An 18,969-nucleotide genomic window follows, 5' to 3' on the forward strand; every position below is an offset into this window, starting at 1 on the left:
CTCTCACCTCCTCATTCTAGCCCTCATAATCATCTTGGCAACGTTCTGCTCTCCACCCTCATCCCTGATCTCCCTTCCAGTTAAGTGCAGGAAGACATCGTTCAGGGTTGGCCTGTGGTACGTAACCTCGAGGATCTTAACTCCTGACCTTTGGGCAAGCTCAAACAACTTTGGTAGAGCCTCAGTTGCGTTTTCAACGTCTATCCTAACTCTCCCATCTGGAAGGAGCTTGCATCCTCTTATAAAATCGGCTTTTAGGCACTTTAACTCCTCTTTTGGACTCTCGAGCCTTAAGTAGATTATGTCGTTTCCAACGAGCTTCTTTAGCTCTTCTGCCGTACCTTCCGCAATTATCCTACCGTGATCTATTATAGCTATCCTATCGGCCAGTTGTTCTGCCTCGTCCATATAGTGGGTTGTTAGGAAAATAGTCATGTCGTGCTCTTCCTTCATTGTCTTTATGTAGTCCCAAATGTGGGCCCTCGTCTGGGGATCCAAACCTATTGTGGGTTCATCAAGGAATAGAATCTCAGGCTCGTGAAGTAAGGCTCTCGCAATTTCTAGCCTTCTCTGCATCCCTCCGGAGAAGTACTTGACAGGTCTGTCCTTGAATTTCCACAGCTCGACGAACTTCAGTAGCCTTTCAATCTTTTCTTTAAGCTCTCTGCCTCCTAGTCCATAGATCCTCCCATGGATGTACATGTTCTCATAAGCTGTTAACTCCCTGTCAACGCTTGGGTCTTGAAAAACTATCCCTATCTTTTTCCTAACCTCCATGGGCTCCTTAACAACATCATGCCCAGCTACTATGGCCTTGCCTGACGTGGGTTTCAGGAGAGTCGTCAGAACGTGGACAGTAGTTGTTTTTCCTGCTCCGTTTGGCCCTAAAAATGCAAATATTTCTCCTCTTTTAACCTTAAAGCCGATACCTTTAACCGCTGTGAAGTCCCCATACCTTTTTACAAGATTCTCAACCTCTATTGCGTACATCTAATCACCTCTCAAGAGAATGAGCATTATCCTCTTTGTAAACTCAAGAATTTCCTCTCTGATTCTTTCTTTTTGATCTTCATTTAACTCTGGAAGTTTTTCAAGAAGTTCCTTCATTGTTTTTCCAAGTTCTCTCCCTCCAAGCTTTGAAAACTCCTTGTAAGCCTCAATTTTTTGCAGAATTTTGGCTAATTCTCCCTGATTTTCTTCTAAGAACTTTAATCCTTCCTCAGTTATCCTATAGATTTTCTTTTCTCTTTTTCCTTTGCCCTCTACCTCAATGAGCTTTAATCTCTTGAGTTCGGATAGAACTGGATAAATAGCTCCAGCACTTGGTTCTGGAATTCCGTACTTACTTTCTAGTTCGCTCATTATTGCATAGCCATGCATAGGTTTCTCCTTTAACATATGAAGGATTAATAGTCTAAGGTAACCCTTCAGTCTTGGCCTTTCCAAATATATCACCAAACATATCTAATGATATATCGTTTATAAATTTGTTGGTTGTAAGTTATCATTCAATTGTAAAATCATGATATTTTACAAAATTTGAAGTTTTATAAATAATTAACGATTCCTCCGAGGAATTAAACGCTTAGTTGGCATCATTTATGCACATTCTAGTATAAAAATGAAACAAAGGAAATTTGTATTAGATGAACATTAATGATCATTAAAGTCAATATAACTCCATTATTTTCACACACTTTGAACAACATCCGACATATTTGCCTAGTAGTAATATTAAAATTGTCGAGTGCTTTGCAATTTTGTAAGATCTTTGTCTCTTATATAAATGTGGTAACCTATAAACTAATAAGTCCTTCTGTGCTAGTTATTAATGGGGATGAACTAGTTGGGACCCTATAGATCAAATTTGTACTTTAGGAGGTGGGTAAAAATGAATACCAAAAGTAAAATTGCGGCACTACTGGTAGTGTTAGTTGCAATCGGGGTAGTGCCGCCATTAGTTACAGTGCCCTTAGTGTCCGCAGAGACTCAAATCCAGCTCTCTGCATACCCGATCGCCTGGGACATCGTGAACCTCACATGGACTCCAGTGAGCAACGTCTCAGGGTACGAGATTTACAGGAGCACTAGTCCAGAAGGCATAATATCCCCACAGAACTTAATAGTGTATGTTAACTGGAGCTCATATCCGCAATACGAGCCAGGTAAAACCTATTACCAGGGTGATATTGTAGAGTACAATGGTAAAATCTACAGAGCTAAGTATTGGACAACTTCTCAGCCAAGTGATGATCCATATGGCGCTTGGGAGCTTCTTGGTGAAGCTGAACCCACAACTAACTATCTAGACCAGTATGGATTACAGCCTGAGACCACATACTACTATGTTGTTGTTCCAGTGTTCAAGGACGGAAGTAAGGGTACTCCATCAAATGTAGTGGAAGTAACGACACCAAAGAAGCCTTTCAGGGTCGTGGTCTACTACATCTCATGGGGAATCTATGCAAGGAAATTCTACCCAGAGGACATACCATTTGACAAGGTTACTCACGTCCTGTATGCATTCCTCAAGCCCGAGCAGGACGGTAGTGTTGTAATGTATGACACTTGGGCAGACCCACAGAACCTTGAGAAGTTCAAGGAACTTAAGAAGAAGTACCCACAAGTTAAGATCCTTATCTCCGTCGGTGGCTGGACTCTAAGTAAGTACTTCTCAGTAATAGCTGCTGATCCAGCAAAGAGGCAAAGGTTTGCTGAAACTGCACTAGAAATAATCAGGAAGTACGATCTCGATGGTGTGGATATTGATTGGGAGTATCCAGGCGGCGGTGGAATGGAGGGCAACTACGTTAGCCCAGACGATGGCAAGAACTTTGTACTACTACTGAAGACCGTAAGGGAGGTTCTCGACCAGGCAGAGAAAGAAGACAAGAAGCACTACCTCTTAACCGCAGCAGTTCCTGCAGATCCTGTCAAGGCAGCAAGAATTAACTGGACTGAGGCTATGAAGTACCTTGACTTCATAAACGTCATGACATACGACTACCACGGAGCTTGGGAGAACATAACTGGACACAACGCTCCACTATATGCTGATCCAAACGCTCCGTACACTGATCCTAACGTCAAGTGGAACTTCAACGTGAACGCTTCAATTCAGTGGTACCTCCACCATGGTGTTGCACCAGAGAAGATAAGCCTTGGTCTGCCGTTCTATGGAAGGAGTTTCGCCAATGTTCCTCCAGAGAACAATGGTCTCTACCAGCCATTCCAGGGAACACCTGACGGAACATGGGGTCCTGCTAGTGAAACGTATGGAGTAATGGACTACTGGGACATCGAAGAAAAGAAGGCAAGTGGACAGTACAACTATTACTGGGATCCAGTGGCCATGGTTCCATGGCTATACTCACCAAGCCTGAAGATATTCATAAGCTACGATGATCAGAAGAGCATTGGAATTAAGGTAGATTACGCATTAAAGTACAAGCTTGGTGGAGTAATGGTTTGGGAGATTACTGCAGACAGGAAGCCAGGAACGAACAACCACCCACTCCTAGACACAATAATCCAGCACATCGAGCAGGGTGGTGGGGTAGTCCCAACACCTGCACCTCAGCCATCACCAACTCCGACTCAGACCACCACGACTACTACAACGTCAGTTCCAACAACTACGACTACTACTACCACTACGACGACTTCAGTTCCAACTACTACGACTACCACTACTACCACAACTACCACAGCAACTCCAGCTCCAACTACAACCACAACTACCACTACAACTACGAGCGCTCCAACCCAGACTACTACAACGACTACTACGACATCACCAACTGCCACTAGCACGTCAACTCAGACCACAACGACTACTAGTTCGGCTGGTAGTCCGGTTAAGCCTGGTTCGATGAGTGTTAAGGTTAATGATTGGGGTACTGGTGGGCAGTTTGACATTACCCTAAACCTTGGTGCTCAATACGACTGGGTTGTTAAAGTCCAGCTTGATTCATCAACCCAGATGGGCAACTACTGGGGTGTCCAGAAGAGCCAAGAGGGTGATTGGGTAGTCTTCACGCCACTCAGTTGGAACAAGGGTCCAACGGCAAGCTTTGGATTCATCGTCAACGGCCCAGTCAGCGGAGTCAAACAAATAATCCTCGAAATAAACGGAGAAATCTGGGACATATGGTCACAATGATCCCCTTTTCTTAATTTTATTTATTTACTGTTTATCGTCCCTTGTTCTTGAATATTATAGCCATAAGGGGAGTTACAATCATGAATGGTCGCTTATGATCAGTCAAGTATTTAAGTGCTAAGATATAAGTCGAAATGGTGATTGGTATGAAAGCCGTTAAGGCAACTCTTCTATATGACGGATTGGGAAATGTAGTAAAGGACGTCTACGTCGTGTTTGACAGAGAGATAGTTGACATCACGAAGGAGAAGCCCAAGGATGCTGAGATAATTGCTGAAGGCGTTGTAACTCCGGCATTTATAGATGGTCACAGCCACATAGGTATGGATCGTTATGGCGAGCCCTATCAAGAGGGAGAGGCAAATGAAGAGATGGATTCTGTACTACCATTAGTTGATGCTTTGTATTCGATATACATGGACGACAAAGCCTTTAAGCACTCAATAGAGTTCGGCGTTCTCTATTCCTCGGTTCTCCCAGGAAGCGGAAATATCATAGGTGGAAAGGCTGTTTTCATAAAGAACTACGGCAGGGACATAGAGGAGGCCTTCATTAAGTACGTAGGCGTTAAGGCCGCCTTTGGCTACAACCCGAGGTCAACGATCAACTGGAAGGGAACGAGACCAAGCACGAGGATGGGTGCCATAGGGATACTCATCAATCTGGCTTATTAAGACGCAGAAGACAATGAAGCTTTTGGAGAAAGGCAAGAAAGAGCCCGAAGAAGTTGAGCCGACAGTTGAAGCTTTAATACCGGTTCTAAAGGGAGAGGTTCCGCTTAGGGTTCACGTTCACAAGGAAGATGATATAGCGGCCCTACTCATGATAAAGAGGAAGTTCAACCTCAAGATAACCATTGAGCACGCTGGCGACGTTCACAGCAGGGAAACATTTGAGAAGATAAAGAAAGAAGAGGGGTTCCGGTAATATATGGCCCCTTCGACTCCCATCGCTATAAGGTTAAGCTCAAGCACGAGGATTGGAGGAATGCAAAGTACCTCCTCGAAGTTAAACCGCTCTTCGGCCTGATGGCGATCATCCGGTTACGCTCCAGGCAAACCTCTATTTACATTATTTTGAAAGCTTCGCCCCTTTAGGGGCGGAGAAGAGATCAGCTTCGTTTCACCATGACTTATTAATTGAAGCTTTTAGAGCGACTTTTGCCGCGACCTCCGCGTTACTCGTGGTTGGCTCTCTTAGATCGACGGGATATCCAAATACTTCCTCTAATTTACGGAGGAGAATGGGTCTAAGTATATCCCTAGCTCCAAAGTAAAATCCTCCTGTTATTCCGAGTTTACATTGAACACTTTCAAATTTAAGCCTTCGTATTGCAGCTAGATAGGATGAGACAATTTCTTCACTAGCCTTTTCTAATATTAGTTTAGCCACGTGATCTCCTTCTCTTGCAGCTTTAACGACATATGGGGCAAATCCTGCAATGAGTGTTTTCTTGTTTTTTGAGGAGTATATTGCCCCTATAATACTATCGGGGTCATCATTTTTTATGCCGAGATAATCCTTCAGGTAATCATAGAGGATCGTGGGCTTTCCTCTTCCATCATAAAATCTTAGTCCTGCTCTTATTCCTTCTTCCCCAACCCAATACCCACTTCCTTCATCCCCAACTAGGTGACCCCATCCTCCAACTCTAATCGTTTCTCCTTTTTCGTTAATTCCATATGCGATAGAACCAGTACCAGCGATAAATACAATCCCAGGTTCAAAATTGAAGCATGCTATATGAGCAATCTCATAATCTCTTCTTATTATGAGCTCTGCATTGGGTAAGATTTCGCTTAAAATGTCTCTTAGTATCTTGGTATTCCCACCGAGCGTTCCTGCAATTGATATGCAAGCAGATTTCACGTGCTCTCTCCTGTCCTCTTCTGATAATGCTTCTATGATCGCTTTAGAGAGGGAACTCTTCACGATGTGAAGAGGAGACGAATTTAGATTTGCTGGGCCACCATAACCTATTCCGATAACTTTTCCTTTTTTATCAATAATTACTGCCTCAGTTTTTGTAGCTCCTGCGTCAATTCCTAGAAACAACATCTGTCTCACCCTACAATTTTCTTAACCCCATATACCAGGAAATCATAACGCCACTAAGGTAAACTTGAACTAAGAATAACACTTGAGCAAGTGTACCAAACGTTATTTCTCTTATTGCAAGGGGTACTGTAAGTAATGGAGGAAGAATAAAGCTTATGAAAAGTATGTAGGCGATGTATCTGCCCCTATATATGGAATATATAGCTCCACAATTTAACAATCCAAATAAAATTCCCATAGCTCTCCATGTTTTTATTTTAGTTTTTGCTGCAATCCCGCGAATGGCATCTGGAGGCACTTGGAATTTAAGTCCCCCATATGCTAATATAACACCCAATATTAGGAGAAGAATTAGGAGGGGATATGCTATGTATTTTAATTTTTCTGTTTCTTCTTCTTTTTTAGACCAAATACCAACTAGGGTAATTAAGAGATATAGGAAGGCTAGGAACTTCCATGAGATTATTAGGCCTCCAATATTTATCCCTCTAAAGGAGGGCATAAAAACTAAGACGAGTACAGACATGCCCCCATTTATTATAAGCAGGTTCCTATATCCAAATTTTAACCCCAGGCTCAATATTCCATTAACTACGAGAAGCCCAATCAAAGTGATGCCAATGATAAACGACGTTCTAAAGTATACAGGTAACATATCTAGGAAGATCAGAGTAAGAATACCAATAGCAATCACCCCTATTATAAACAGAGTCCTGTCCTCCGTTTTCATATTATCACCTCTCCCTGAGTTTTGGATTTAGGTAATCTTCTAGGGCTTCTCCTATACAGACAAATGCTATAACGGCAAGGGATATCATTATTCCAGGAACTATAATCCACTGCCACATTCCTTTCATCACGATAATCATCATATTCTTATTCGCCGTGTACATTACATAACCCCAATCAGGGTTATTTGGGTCCCCTAGTCCCAAAAATGTTAAAGAGGCTACCGTTACAATAAATCCCGCTATTAATATTGCTGCCCTAGCAAAGAGGAGTGGAATTATGCTTGGTAATATGTGTTTGAAAATTATTCTCCTATTACTAGCTCCTAGGGCTATGGCAGCTTGAACATAAAGTCTATGCTTAAGTTGAAGTGTTTGAGCCCTAACCATTCTTGCGGTAGAAGGCCAAGATATCAACGCTATCACAATAATAGTGTACCAAATATTCCATATTGAAGAAAATAGGGATGCTATGACTAACAAAAGTAAAAGGCTAGGGAGCATCATTATGGAATCTGAGATAAACATTAAGAAATCATCCAATACTCCTCCATAATATCCCGCGATAGTTCCTATAAGGGCTCCTACTAGGATTGTAAGTATTGCCGCAATGAATCCTACACTAAGAGAAATTCTTGTTCCATACACTATTTGAGTCCAAATATCTTTTCCCTGATGATCTAAGCCACATGGGTGTTCCCATGATGCAGGCTCAAATATCTCATTGGACGTCCATTCTGGCGTGTATTTAGTAAATAGCTGAGGAAAGAGGGCCATTATTAAAAGGAGAACTAAGATTATAATTCCTAATCTGCCCATTTTGTGATTCCATATAAATCTGAATACCTCCTTTAAATTCTTAATTACTTCATCTCTTCTTTTAGAAACCTTTTTTACCATATTACTCACCTCTTATTCTAGGATCTAAGTATGCATACGTAATCTCGGCTATTGTAATTGCAACTATTACAGCGATTGCAATGATATAGAACGAAGCCAACACAACAGGGTAATCTTTATTCCACATTGCCTCATAGATGAGAGTACCCATTCCAGGATAATTGAACACTGTCTCAGTAACAACGGCTCCTCCAAATAAGAATCCAATATCTATGGCCATCATCGTAATAATTGGGGGCATTATGTTTCTCAATACATGTCTTTCGACAATGTAGTTCTCCTCCAATCCAAAGGCTCTAAGAGCGGTAACATAATCACTTGTATACTCCTCTGTTGTCATGTTCCTTATAGTAAGTAGGTATGAAACGGCATATATTTTGGATAACACAATTATGGGCAATAGGCTATGCCACAACCAGTCAATCATATAATGAAACACATTTTGGGGCTTTAACTCCGATGCTGTTAAATACGGAAATAACCCCGCTTTAAATGCTAAGAAATATAATAAAACCATTCCTAACCAGAATACAGGCAAGGCCCTAATTCCTAGGACTAACCATAAAATTATTGACTCCTTTAGCGTTCCACGGTTTTTTGCACAATATAATCCAAGTAACATACCCAACATAGTTCCAAAGAAGTATGCAGCAGTCACAAGACCTAATGTATAGGGAAGCCTAACTGAAATTAGTTCAATTATGGGCTTATTATAAACTGGAGACTTCATTTTGAATAAATTAAATGTAAACATACCATAAAGAACTTTAATAGCTCCTGTGATGAAATTATCTTTATATCCCCACTCTTCCAAAAGTCTCTCATACTGTTCTTCGGTTATTTTACCTTGGTATAAATATTGATCAAAGGGCGTTCCAGGAGCAAGTCTAAGGAGGGCATATATGAGTAGTATTACAAATATTAAGGTTATTATCTTATGGAGCAATTTGATTGCTATATATGAAAAGAGACTTCTCCCCATATTTGATGCACCACCTTATCTTTGTTAATTGAAGTAAAAAGGGAAAGGGATAAAACCTTACTTTCTTCTCTTTCTCCTCAAAATTAATGGTAGTGGTGTCAAAGCAATCAAAATTGCTGGTCCACAGACTCCCTTTTCTACTGTTTCAGTTTTTGTTACAGTCTCTTTCTTCTCTATTGTCTGAGTCTTTTCGATTACGGATGTAGTTACTGAAGTTGTTGTCATAATTTTTGTTTCAGTCTCTTTTATGATCTTTGTTGGACTTCCTATTAGTGACCAATACCCAACTGTGTAATACCTTGGGTTGGGCTTCCATCCCCTGTAGTGATCAATTCTGTAGGGAGTAGCTACAATTGGATGATACAGAGCTATGAATGGAATATCTTTAGCTAGTATCTCCTCAAGCTGGTGGGCTATTTTCGGATCACCGGTCTTCTGGAATTCATTAAATAGTTCATCGAATTTTGGATTCGAGTATCCTATCCTATTTCCAGGATTATCCGTAGTGAACCATGCCAAATCAGTTGGCTTTGATGGCACGTATCCAACTATTGCAAGATCCCAGGAACCTGCTCCCCACTTGTCCCAGTAATCACCAGCTTTATCTACCTTTACTTTCAATCCAACTTCCTTCAGGTACCTTGCAATCTCATCTCCAATGGCGTCCCTGAAGAATGAGTCTCCTGGAGCTCTGGTAAGGAGGTAAATTTCAAACGGCTTACCATCTGGTGTTTCTCTGTATCCATCTCCGTTAATATCTTTAAATCCAAGCTTATCAAGTATCTCTTTTGCCTTTTCAGGATTATATGGATAAAGCTTTTCTTTTGGAAGGTATTCTGCAAAATCTCCGAAGAATGGTCCTAAGAATCCCATGCTACCTAATACTGCTCCATCGGTACCGTAATACTTTTCAACAATTTTATCAACTGGAATTGCATAAGCTATTGCTTTCCTGAATTCCAAATTATTGTAGGGGAACCCTTTCTTGAAGTTAAAGGCTAATAAGTGGATTGATTTCGAGGCAGTCCTGTATATCTGAACATTTGGATCTCCTGCAACCATCTTCTTGAATTCCTCTAAATACTTTCCGAAGAAGTAATGATATCCTGCATCTACCTCTCCCGCAGCAACCATCATTGCAAATTGATTCCTATCATTGATTATCTTGAAAATTACCTTATCTACTTCAGGCTTTCCGAGATAGTGGTCTGGAAAGGCTTCTAACTTTACGTATTCGTCTGGCTTTATCTCTACAACCTTAAATGGACCACATCCAATGAGTTGTTGAGGCTTGTCTAGGGAAGCCGTTGGATCTGGAATTATATTCTTGTTCTCCCATATGTGCTTTGGAACTATGAAGAGAGTTGTAAATGCCATTTCAAGGAAGGAATTTGCAGGAGCTTTATTTTCATCATATATTAACTGAATTGTATACTTATCTAGCACTTTAATATCTTCAAGTCCCTGAAGAATTAACGGATCTGGATTAACGAATGTTGCAGGGTCTTTCTTAAATAACTCTATTGTATATTTAACGTCATCTGCCGTTACTTCCTGACCATCGTGCCATTTAACGCCTTTTCTCAAATAAAACGTCAAAATTTTCTTGTCTCCATTAGTTTTGAACTCCCACTTTTCTGCCAATGCTCCTGTAAGCTTGAATCCACTGTCATCCCACCTAATTAAAGGTTCATAGATCTTGTCAAGAACTATGTTTGCATACACTGTGCTAGAAGTAAGAGGATTGAAGGTTTTCCATTGTCTTGTTGCAAGGACTAATTCGATCTCTGGTTTTCCAAGAACTTGTGGAAAGGCTCCTATGCTTAATATAATAACTCCAACTATGGCCGCGACTAGTAACTTTGGCGCTTTCACAGCGCCCACCTCATATAATCTTTGTCATTTAGTATATAAATTTTTTCGCTATATTGGGCTAACATTTCATGTTTTTCTCAACTGTGTAATAAAAACAAAAAATGACATTAGAAGTTAGAGACATACCTAACTAATCCACTAGGATTATCTGGGTCGTACCCAAGGGAAATACTTAGATAATAAGCCATAATCTGGTAAGGGATTACAAACGGGATTATGCTTAATATCTCGCTTCCAGACCATGGAACTAGATATGTGTTATCACTAGACTCAGATAATTCAGAATAATTTGTAATTATTATTGGCTCCAAATCATTAATATCGAGAATAAACCTCCTTATATTCTCTTCATATTCTTTACAGGTTTTGTGAAGAACTAAGAAAGTCGCTATCTTATCCTTATGAACCTTTAGTGCTATTGGCCCATGTCTGAATTCAAACATCGGAAAGACCTCGTTTGCAATATATGATGTTTCTCTAAATTTCAAAGCTCCTTCAAGGGTTACTATGCATGTTGCTCCAGAGCCAAGGTGGACAAATAAGCTCTTATTTGTCAATATCCTATCACTTATCTTCATAAACTCTTTTTCATCTTCGATGATCTTTTTTACTGCTTTTGGAATTTTAGATATCTCTCTTTCAAGAGATTCAATGGCTCCTATCTCATTTAGCAAAGATATCGCAATTTTTTGGAGAATTAAAGTTATCGCTGAAAACGATTTAGTTGCGGGTATGTTTGGTTCTTCTCCACCATGTATAACGTAGGACATATCTGAAGCTTTTGTTAAAGTGGAGTTTTCATTGCAGGTAATCCCTATAACTTTACCTCCCTTTTGTTTCACGATTTTCGCTGCAGTTATGATTTCCTTGGTCTCCCCCGAACGAGATGATAGAAACACTAGACTATCTTTAGAGAGGTTTGAATAGTTAAGAATGAATTCGGAGGCCGGAAATGCAACGGTCTTTATCTCTGAAGATAACCTAAGAATTGTATACGCTCCTGCTAAAGATGAGTAATAGGAACTGCCACATCCAATAAAGAGTATTCTCTTGTACCTCTTAAAATCCTCTAGAATGTCAATTGGAACCTTTACAACATCTTTTAGAATTTTAGGAGTCTCTCTTATTGACTTAATCATCCAATATTCCATCATAAGCCACCTCTTTTATCTTTGTAATTAATAAAGAGGAAATAATCAAAAAATCATGAAGGGACAAAAAGAACTATTGGAGTTTGAGGAAGCACCATGATAAGGTATTCTTTTTCAATCTTGTTATTGCTTGTAGTCAAAGAAACTTCGTTTTCAGCTTTTACACTGGCAGTTACTTTAATCTTGTGTAATCCTATTCTTGGGGTTAAAGAGGGTCCCAGGATTATAGTCTCATATTTGACTTCTCCTGGGGATAATATTCCTAATGTTCTGGAAATCTCTAAGACCTTTTCAGTATTATTGAGAGTAAGAACTATATCTACTGTCACGTTCTTTGCTTCTACCTTTCCATAATTTACAACTTTCACAGTTAACATTGCTCCTTGAGCGTGGACTTTTATACTGACATCCGGACTGTTCAATCTACTCTTGTACGTTGCCCACCTAAAGTATACGATTCCTTTTCCGGGTTCAAGAGTAATCTCTCTGCTCTTTCTAGAGACAAAATACACTGCGTTGAATAGTAGCCTATAGTTGTACCTAGTATCTAGGATACTATTTGGTGCATACTCTGTATCTCCACTTGTTAATTCTGGGTGGAAACTGAATAAGACTATTCTTCCTTCACCATATTTTGAGAATATTACTGCAGATGCATTTTCCATAACACTATTTACGTATGTTTTATTAAAGTCTCCCCATCCATAACTAAAGGCTCCTTCTGTATTGTCGGTTGATACATATTTAACAAGCTCAACATAGGGAGCAACATCCAATCCAAGTGTTGTATTTACCTTTAGGTCATAGGGTTCAAATACTGGACCATTCCAGTATATAGCCTTGAAACTATCTTTAAATCCAAAAGTTACTGGATTGCTTTGGTTTACTACTTTGACATTTACAATCCCTACTCCTAACCACCACTTTGGCCAGTTTTTAAGTCTTGCATCAACAAGTTGTATTTCGGAAGTTGGTTCATTATATCCCTTTATTACGGCGTACCCTCCAGCACAAATACCTATTAGACCTCCTCCACCGGCAATGAACTCAGAAACTTTTACTGATCCTTCTTTCCCTAGTAATTTAGCTTCCCAAGTTCCACTCCCAGGGGGTAGTATTAAGATGTCATATTTGTTCAATTCCCCTTCTTTTATTTTTTCTGCTGGGATAATGTCGTACTGGAATCCAAGTTCTTTCAATACTTCATGTACGGTATACTCTGATCCAACATCTAATATCGCGATTTTTGGGGGAATTAAAGGAATTGCTTGTATCTTGGGAAGTTTGTTGATCTCAATGGCCTCCATAGGTATCTGGAGGAGGATATTATTTAGTATGGCTTTCTCTCCAACTACTATGAGAGAACCCTTTGGAATAGTTGTTCCATTTATATCCAAGATTCCAAGGGTCATGTATCCTTCGATGTTCCCCTTATATAACTCTTTGTTAATTTTAGTGAGTGTTTTTATTACCTTTTCAGCGGTATTTGGATCTGAAGGTATGTCATCAGGAAGGGGTATTATCGCAGCTTTTTTATCACCGAGTTCAGAGAATACGTATTTTTCCTCATTAAGGATATCTTCCCAAGATACACTATATGTTTGAACGCCGACTAAGGGCACGCTTACATTTCCTGCTGTATTTATTACATGGCTCTTAACAATCCCTACCCACTTAACTGGTTCTCCATAGTCCTTGTAGTAGGCCATAGGAATCAACCAATCTACCCCTAACTTCACAAAATCGGACCATACTTGGCCATAGTGCAATAGTTGAAATTCCTTTGGATAAAGAATGTTATCTCTCGTCAGGTCTGGCATCAATGCGGCAGAGACTATTGGGACTTTATTATCCCAAGTCTTCAGTGAGTGAACGAATTTTGTAATATTCCCTACATATGAATCAACATCTTTTCTTCTAAGCTCAAACCACTTTACTATGTCCGGATCCCTTTTCAGGTATAACTTGAAGATGTAATAGGGATCCCTTGGACCGGCAACACTCCCATTTTGCAGTGGAACATCATCATAAAATGTGTGCCTAACGGCAAATATTACCTTTGTAACATTAATCCCATATTCCTGAGCTCTTTTTATATCAGCTGGGGAAAAACTGTATACCATATGTGGATATCTTATATAGTCTAAGTGTATTCCATCGAATCCCATGGAGATTAATTCCTTTGAGATTTGCTCAAGGACTTTTAGGTATTCCTTATTCGCTAATCTTACCCTGCCAGGTATTGGAGTCGGCTTCCAGTTATACTTTGCTTTTCCAACATGCCATATTGGATCTATTTTACCAAAGAAGTCTTTATCATAATGGACAATTATCCAGGCATGTACCCTAATTCCATTCTTGTGAGCCTCCTTCAGTAGGGGGATTAGGATATTAGTATCATTATATGGATAGGCCGGATATGTTCTTTCTGGATAGACCTTACTTGGGTATATTAAGTATCCTGTAGTTAATTTAACTTCTAAGAATATATCTGTTATACCGGCATTCTTTAATTCTTGGATAAGTTGTTTTGCTGCCATATTTAGGGCTTTTTCTCTTATCTCCTTTGGAATCTTTGGGTATACTGTGACATTAAAAGGATCCTTGTATCCAAAGCTCTCAAGAGCTTTTTCATAATATCCCCTATAGGTACTGGGCCACATCCATACTCCGACTATCTTCTCTTCATTATTCTTACTCTCTGCTAACACATAGTGTGGCTGAAATATTGAAAGGCCAAATATTAAGACTATTAATATTCCCAATACTTTTTTTGTGTTCATGCTACTACACCTCATCATCCTTAAGTGTTTAAAAAATAATAAACTTTTCGATTAATTTTGTCAGGATAACACTAATCAGTGTGAAATATGTTTATGATTAAGAAAATCATTCAAAAATGAAATTGAGGATCTCCTCTTTGAATTTAGGGTATTCAGAAGGATCAATAATAGAGTTATATACCTCATAAGTATCAAGCTGAGTTCCAGGGTATGGAAAGTATCCAAAATAGCCATTTGAATATCCAATGACCATGGTATATTCATAAGGTGAATTCCTCTTAATTTCTAACTGATACTCTACAAAAGGCTCCCCCGGAATAAATACTGCAAGAAGTTTGTTACCTATAACCAATTTTGCAATTTTTATTTTTATTTTCCGAATCCTCTTTAGCTTATTTATCCTCTTTTTTAGAATTCTTAATCCTAGGTAGTTACTTTCAAGCATCCTAATTTTTGGTGAAAAACATTCCTCTGCTTTTAACCTTTTTAATTTTTCATAAATTTCCCTCTCTTTCTCTTCGAGTTTATCAAGTTCCTCTTTTTTAATTCTTCTAGATCTTAATTTCGTTGTCTTCCAATCAATAGTAATATCGCCCTCAAGTTTGGTAGTTACTGAAAGCCCTTTTGTAAATTGAGAATAGAATAATGTTGCAAGCCTCTTAACTTCTCCGTAAGTTTGGGATCTCCTAGTAAACCTAGTGCTAATATTTCCAGCAGCTCCATTGAGATATAGGGCTACGTTAAAATTGAGAGAATTCTCGAACATAGAAGAAATCATTCCCGCAAGATCTCCAGAAAATTTTTTATTTGTTGCGGGTAAGATTGTTGGATGGCAGGAGTAATTTATGACTAAAAAACAGTTTTTTGACGCTAAAAACGTACATTCTGGATCAATTGGTCCTTCTTTGTGTATTCTATTACTCGCAACCCCATGAACAGGAACTTTGCCTGCAAATACACTCTCAATTTCTTTTACCTTGATATTTTCCATAGCTCTAAGTATGGACTTGATTAAGGATTCTCTATATTCCCTGATTAGTTTTACGTCTTCAGGTCCTAATTCTGTGCTATTCCAAAAATGGATCGAAATTTCCGGACCTGAATGAGTATGGGTTGCAGTGACAATTATATTATCTTTATTTATTCCAATATTATCCGAAATCTTAGCGATGATTTCTTGATACAACTCATTATCAACCCTGATAAGATCCAAAGAGATTATAACAACTGGATCTCCTAAGTTAGAATTAAGGGTAAGAATCCTAGCATAAAGGGGATCCAATATCCCCTCACTTCTGCCCACTCTAAGGGCATATCCAGCCATAGGCATTGGAATTTTTGGGGTGATTTCTACTTTATTTATTCCAGCTAAAATGCTCATATTATCAACCACCTATTAAATTATGTTCATCATCCTCTGAACACCTTTAAATTTTTAAATCTTAATGCAAAGATTTGGTATGGTGAGTGAAATGGCAAATCCCTTGTTTCATATGATTTCATATGAAGACGTTGAAAAGATTGTGAGGGCTTCGGGATGGGAATATAAAGTTGTTGGAAAAACCCCTCTAGGTAGGGATATATTCCATATAAAGGTTGGAAATGGGAATGTAAGGATTCTAATAGTTGCTGGTATTCATGGGACTGAGCCCGCTCCTGTAAATGCCTCCCTGTTGCTATTAAAACTATTAAAGGAAGAATATCCTATGAATTATAACTTCAAAACTCTCGAAAATGTTGAACTTCATATAATCCCACTAGCGAATCCAGATGGCTTTCAAAGGAATTATGAGTTGTTTAAAGCTAAAGATTTCATCCCCCATTGGAGCCATGTATGGGAAGAGGCGAGAAGAAATGCAAACGGTGAAGACTTAAATAGAGATTTTATGTACCTGCGTCAACCCGAAACAAGAGCTATCCATGATGTTTTTAATAAGGTTGATCCTCACCTTGTTTTAGACCTCCATGAGTTTTATGCAAAGGGAGGTTGTCCTCCCAAATGGGCAGATGAGACAGAAGGATTTCTCTCAACAATTACGGACACGCCCTATAACTGGGTAAACGAGAGTATTAGGCTCATCTCAGAAAAAATTGCAAAAGAAATAGGGAGAGCGTTGCCGTGGAAACCAAAAATGAGGCACTTTATGGCCGAGGCTCAGGAATTTCCTGTGGTTCCTAACAATGTTCTAGGCACACATTTCCCATTTGAAGGGGCAGCTAAGGTACTAATAGAGACCTGGGGGGTAGGCTTGGCAAATTATTTAATGACAGATAGAGTTTCAGTTCATCTCCATGCAATTCTTACAGCGATCGAATTTGCAGAGAAAAATCCAGAGAAATTCATCAAAATGAAAGAGGACTGGGAAAAAGAAGAGATTAAAGCATGTAGGGAGTACCAGGGATTCATAATTAGGGGAAATAAAGAGGAGTTAAATAAAGTGGAAAACTTATTAGCTCTACACGGAATTGAAATGACAAGAAAAGAAAAGGACCTTATCTTTGTCCCTATGCCCCAAAAACGGGGAAAGATTAGCATACTCCTTCTTGATAGATACCATTGGTATAATCAGGAGTTAGAAAAAAGGAGGAGAGGACCGTTTACAATTGACAAAATCTTTGACATTAGCGTTGAAGTTTCTAAAGGGTGACATGGAATGATAGTCAGGGGAGATGAAATTGAAGTACGTGATATTGTTAGCTTCATGAATAGTTGCTTTAGAACATACAGAGAATGGAAGTTGACTGTAGAAAAGTTCAAGGTGTGGTTAGCGAGTGATAAAGGTATAAAACAAGAAAATATGTTCTTTTACTTATGTGATAACAAAATAGCAGGAATGATTCAAATTGTAGAAAGATTTGTCAAGATTGGAGATTCATTTAAATCATGTGCAGGAATTGCAAATGTATGTACAAAGCAAGAATTCAGAGGTAAAGGAATTGCAAAAAAATTATTAGAAGAGGTTCTGAATTACGCCAAGGAAAATTATGAGATATGCGCTCTGTTAGCTGGATATGGAGAATTAGCCCATGCGATATATAGAAAATATGGATTTAAGGATTCTTATTTCACGGAATATGGGATAATGCTGAGGGAGGACTTAAATAGTACAAATATTGAGTGCCCATACATTAGGAAGGCAAATGAAAAAGATGTGAAGGAGATTGTCAATCTGTATGATAATTACATCTTACTAAACGGCTTATCAGGAGTAATTAAAAGAGATGAAAGATATATCTTAGAGAAATTCATTAAAAGAACATTCTGGCACACATTCTTTTATTCCCCAGAACAGGGAAACGTTATAGTGTTTAATGATGGAAAACTCCAAGGATACGCTTTCACTTTAGAGGGTCCGAGGATTGGAACAGTGATAGTCAGAGAAATAGTTGGGAGGGATAGGGATATTGTTAGAGACATGCTTGGATATATATTTGAAAAATATAATGCAAAAAGCCTTACTATTTATGCTCCTTCTCAGGAGCTAAAATCGTTGAATATAGAAACATTCCGTATTCCTGAAAGTTACATGTTTAAAGATTTTCATGTCAAAAATGCGTATATATTTTACTCTGATAGGTGGTAAAAATGATAGAAGAATACTATACGAAGGTTAGAACCCTTCTCGAAAAAATCCTTATAGAAGAGAAGCAGGCAATTGAAGAAGCTGCAGACCTTATTGTAGCCAGCATCAAAGAAGGAGGTATACTTCATGTAATAGGCGCTGGACACTCTGCAATGGCTGGGGAAGAATTATTTTACCGGGCAGGAGGTTTAGCCATTGTTAACCCTATATTGGACAGTGACATAAACATATCCCATGGTGCTCAAAAATCAACAGCCATGGAAAAAATTCCTGGATATGCAAGAGTTCTACTAGAATCAGCAGGCATAAGAGAGAACGACGCTCTTTTAGTTGTTTCAACATCTGGAGTAAATCAATTTCCGGTGGAAGCTGCCATGGTTGGAAAAGAGAAAAAATTAAAGACGATCGGAATTACTTCAGTGTCTTATTCTAAGACCCTAGAGCCCAAGAATGAGTACGGAAAGAGACTTTTCGAGGTCGTAGATGTTGTAATAGACAATAAAGTTCCTCCTGGAGATGCAGTAATAAAAATTGGTGATTTAACGACAAAAGTAGCTCCTATTTCTACAATAACGAACTGTTTTATCGTCAATTCCTTAGTTATAAGAGTTGTAGGGAAACTGCTAGATGAAAATATAATTCCTCCCATATGGGTTAGTGCTCATTTACCTGAGGCAAAATTGCATAATAGTCGTCTTTTTGAGAAATATAGGGAAAGAATAAAGCTATTATGAGGAGGAGACAAA

Annotated in this window: 14 protein-coding genes and 1 pseudogene; 5 read left to right on the forward strand and 10 right to left on the reverse strand. The window is 39.0% G+C overall.

Going from position 1 to position 18,969, the window contains the following annotated elements; all coding sequences use genetic code 11:
* Positions 1-3: 3 nt before the first annotated feature.
* Both A3L04_RS05180 and A3L04_RS05185 read right to left on the reverse strand, forming a co-directional pair.
* Positions 4-990, reverse strand: a complete 987-nt coding sequence (locus A3L04_RS05180; RefSeq protein WP_088859111.1) for an ATP-binding cassette domain-containing protein — start codon at positions 988-990, stop codon at positions 4-6.
* A complete protein-coding gene (locus tag A3L04_RS05185) occupies positions 991-1,455 on the reverse strand; it encodes a PadR family transcriptional regulator (protein ID WP_331711183.1) in 465 nt (154 codons plus the stop codon).
* A 436-nt stretch (positions 1,456-1,891) separates the two neighbouring features.
* Between A3L04_RS05185 and A3L04_RS05190 the strand changes: the two genes are divergently transcribed.
* Both A3L04_RS05190 and A3L04_RS05195 read left to right on the forward strand, forming a co-directional pair.
* Positions 1,892-4,162 (forward strand): glycosyl hydrolase family 18 protein, encoded by a 2,271-nt coding sequence (locus tag A3L04_RS05190; protein WP_088859112.1) that lies wholly within the window; start codon positions 1,892-1,894, stop codon positions 4,160-4,162.
* Between the two features lie 146 nt (positions 4,163-4,308).
* Positions 4,309-5,279 (forward strand): annotated as a pseudogene (locus tag A3L04_RS05195) (imidazolonepropionase); the annotation flags it as partial.
* Between the two features lie 5 nt (positions 5,280-5,284).
* Here A3L04_RS05195 and A3L04_RS05200 read toward each other — a convergent pair.
* From A3L04_RS05200 to A3L04_RS05235, 8 genes are all read right to left on the reverse strand, one after another.
* Positions 5,285-6,220 carry a BadF/BadG/BcrA/BcrD ATPase family protein gene (locus A3L04_RS05200; RefSeq protein ID WP_068577012.1) on the reverse strand — a complete coding sequence of 312 codons (936 nt, stop codon included), beginning with the start codon at positions 6,218-6,220 and terminating at the stop codon, positions 5,285-5,287.
* 10 nt (positions 6,221-6,230) lie between these two features.
* The gene (locus A3L04_RS05205) at positions 6,231-6,950 is read right to left on the reverse strand and encodes a hypothetical protein (protein ID WP_068577010.1); all 720 of its coding nucleotides are present in this window, start codon (positions 6,948-6,950) and stop codon (positions 6,231-6,233) included.
* 4 nt (positions 6,951-6,954) lie between these two features.
* On the reverse strand, positions 6,955-7,848 hold the full coding sequence (locus A3L04_RS05210; RefSeq protein ID WP_068577008.1) for an ABC transporter permease: 894 nt from the start codon (positions 7,846-7,848) through the stop codon (positions 6,955-6,957).
* Position 7,849: 1 nt separating this feature from the next.
* Positions 7,850-8,830, reverse strand: coding sequence for an ABC transporter permease (locus A3L04_RS05215; RefSeq protein ID WP_068577005.1), 981 nt, complete (start codon positions 8,828-8,830; stop codon positions 7,850-7,852).
* Positions 8,831-8,887: 57 nt separating this feature from the next.
* On the reverse strand, positions 8,888-10,705 hold the full coding sequence (locus A3L04_RS05220; protein ID WP_068577004.1) for an ABC transporter substrate-binding protein: 1,818 nt from the start codon (positions 10,703-10,705) through the stop codon (positions 8,888-8,890).
* 107 nt (positions 10,706-10,812) lie between these two features.
* Positions 10,813-11,856 (reverse strand): SIS domain-containing protein, encoded by a 1,044-nt coding sequence (locus A3L04_RS05225; protein ID WP_068577003.1) that lies wholly within the window; start codon positions 11,854-11,856, stop codon positions 10,813-10,815.
* A 53-nt stretch (positions 11,857-11,909) separates the two neighbouring features.
* Positions 11,910-14,639, reverse strand: coding sequence for a putative glycoside hydrolase (locus tag A3L04_RS05230; protein WP_068577001.1), 2,730 nt, complete (start codon positions 14,637-14,639; stop codon positions 11,910-11,912).
* Between the two features lie 106 nt (positions 14,640-14,745).
* Positions 14,746-16,020 (reverse strand): neutral/alkaline non-lysosomal ceramidase N-terminal domain-containing protein, encoded by a 1,275-nt coding sequence (locus A3L04_RS05235; RefSeq protein ID WP_068576999.1) that lies wholly within the window; start codon positions 16,018-16,020, stop codon positions 14,746-14,748.
* Between the two features lie 91 nt (positions 16,021-16,111).
* Between A3L04_RS05235 and A3L04_RS05240 the strand changes: the two genes are divergently transcribed.
* Genes A3L04_RS05240 through A3L04_RS05250 form a run of 3 tightly spaced genes read left to right on the forward strand, consistent with a single transcriptional unit; the run spans position 16,112 to position 18,957 of the window.
* A complete protein-coding gene (locus A3L04_RS05240; RefSeq protein WP_068576997.1) occupies positions 16,112-17,287 on the forward strand; it encodes a M14 family zinc carboxypeptidase in 1,176 nt (391 codons plus the stop codon).
* A 6-nt stretch (positions 17,288-17,293) separates the two neighbouring features.
* Positions 17,294-18,223 carry a GNAT family N-acetyltransferase gene (locus tag A3L04_RS05245; RefSeq protein ID WP_068576995.1) on the forward strand — a complete coding sequence of 310 codons (930 nt, stop codon included), beginning with the start codon at positions 17,294-17,296 and terminating at the stop codon, positions 18,221-18,223.
* Positions 18,224-18,225: 2 nt separating this feature from the next.
* Complete coding sequence (locus tag A3L04_RS05250) at positions 18,226-18,957, forward strand: SIS domain-containing protein (RefSeq protein ID WP_068576992.1); 732 nt, start codon at positions 18,226-18,228, stop codon at positions 18,955-18,957.
* The last annotated feature ends 12 nt before the right edge of the window (positions 18,958-18,969 follow it).

The organism is Thermococcus chitonophagus (assembly GCF_002214605.1).
GTDB classification, from domain to species: domain Archaea; phylum Methanobacteriota_B; class Thermococci; order Thermococcales; family Thermococcaceae; genus Pyrococcus; species Pyrococcus chitonophagus.